Source organism: Priestia sp. P5_B4, from assembly GCF_056400385.1.
This window is the reverse complement of the sequence record NZ_JBFULJ010000846.1, coordinates 1-1,650: the sequence shown is the minus strand read 5'-3', so window position 1 is coordinate 1,650 and position 1,650 is coordinate 1. Positions and strand designations below refer to the sequence as shown.

Annotated in this window: 1 protein-coding gene; it reads left to right on the top strand. The window is 34.1% G+C overall.

Annotated elements, in window-relative coordinates; genetic code table 11:
* Window positions 1–1,650: PEP/pyruvate-binding domain-containing protein (locus AC1DRF_RS26615; RefSeq protein ID WP_477742146.1), on the top strand; the 1,650-nt coding region annotated here is incomplete at both ends.

The window sequence follows — 1,650 nt, the reverse complement described above, 5'->3', positions numbered from 1 at the left end:
AGATGAGCAGCAAAGGTTTTGTTTAACAAATGAAACAATTATTAAGCTGGCCGAAATAACAAAAGAAGTAGAAGCTCTTTACCAATATCCCGTAGACATAGAGTTTGGTATTCAAAACAATCAAGTATATCTATTACAGGCAAGAGCGATTACCACATTAACAGAAACTAAAGAATTAACTCCTTTCCAAAAAGATATATCTTTAAGTTTCGAAGATATAGAAGAGTTTTGGATTTTAAATGACACAAGTTTTTCTCATGCTGTTAGTCCTTTGTACGCTTCATTTATTATTCCGGCATTTTCTGAAGGAACAGCTGCTAGTTTTAAAAAGTTAAAGTTTATGTTTAATAGACTTAATTTAAAACTTTATAAAGGTCATATCTATACAAAAATGGAGCCTTTTAAAGGAGATTCCAAGAAAAGATTCCAAGAAAATAAAGAATTGATGGAAAGTATTTATCCAATCCTAACAAAACGAATGAATCAAATGATTAAAGAACAATTCCTGCCTTACTATAACAAGTTAGATAGCTTTACCGGAGGAAATCTCAATCTTCAGAGAGGAAAAGAGATTCTTCAAAGTTTGACTGATTTTTATAAAACGGCATATGACTTGCATTTTGACATTGTTATGCCTCAAATGTCTTTAAATACTAAGGCTGAAGAATACTATAAAAACCTTACAAATAAAAAATCCGCACATGATGTTTATGAGCTATTGACCGGGAAAATGAACAAATCGTTGGAAACGGATCAACAGCTTTCTAGACTTGCTTTAACAGTTAAAGACGATGAGGAACTTACTAAGATCTTTGAAGAAGAATGTACAGAAACTTTATTAAAGAAATTAGAGGAAAATAAAGCAGCAAAAAGCTTTATGGCTGAAGTAGATACTTTTCTAAAACAGTATGGATATCGAAGCGTCGTAAGTCAYGATTTTGTAGGGGAAACTTGGCTAGAGAATCCTCTTCACGCGTTATTGATTATTCAAGGGTATGTTAATGACGGTTACAACTTTGATGAGAATTTCAAACAGACGGTCAAAAAACGTGAACAGAACTATAATGAATTTCTGGAACAGATAGCGGATAGCACACACAAAGAAGAGTTTAAAAAATATTACCAGTGGGCATTAGATGCATCTGTTATAAGAGATGACCATCATTTTTATATCGATGCAATGTTGGATGCAAAAGCTCGTTTATTCCTAATCAAGCTAGGTGATTTACTAGTACATCATCATGTTTTTCTAGTGAAAGAAGATATTTTCTTTTTATATCTTGATGAGCTAGAGTCTCTTTTAGAAAATCCGGTAGACGTGGCAGAATTAATTGAGAAGCGTAAAAAAGAACACGCAGAACATGAGCAAATGTCTAATTTGCCTAGATACTTCGGAGTCCCTGAGCCAGCTCAGTTGAAAGAAGCTGAGAAATATATGGGAGCTATTGAGGAAAATGACGCTAACAGCGAACATTCTATTAAAGGGTTAGCCTCTTCCTCGGGAACATATACGGGAAAAGTAAAGGTCATTTTAAATACGAAGGAATTTTCCAAGCTGGAAAAAGGTGATGTTTTGGTATGTAAGACCACTACTCCACTTTGGACTACTTTATTTCAAACTGCGGGGGCTGTTATTACTGACGCTGGAGG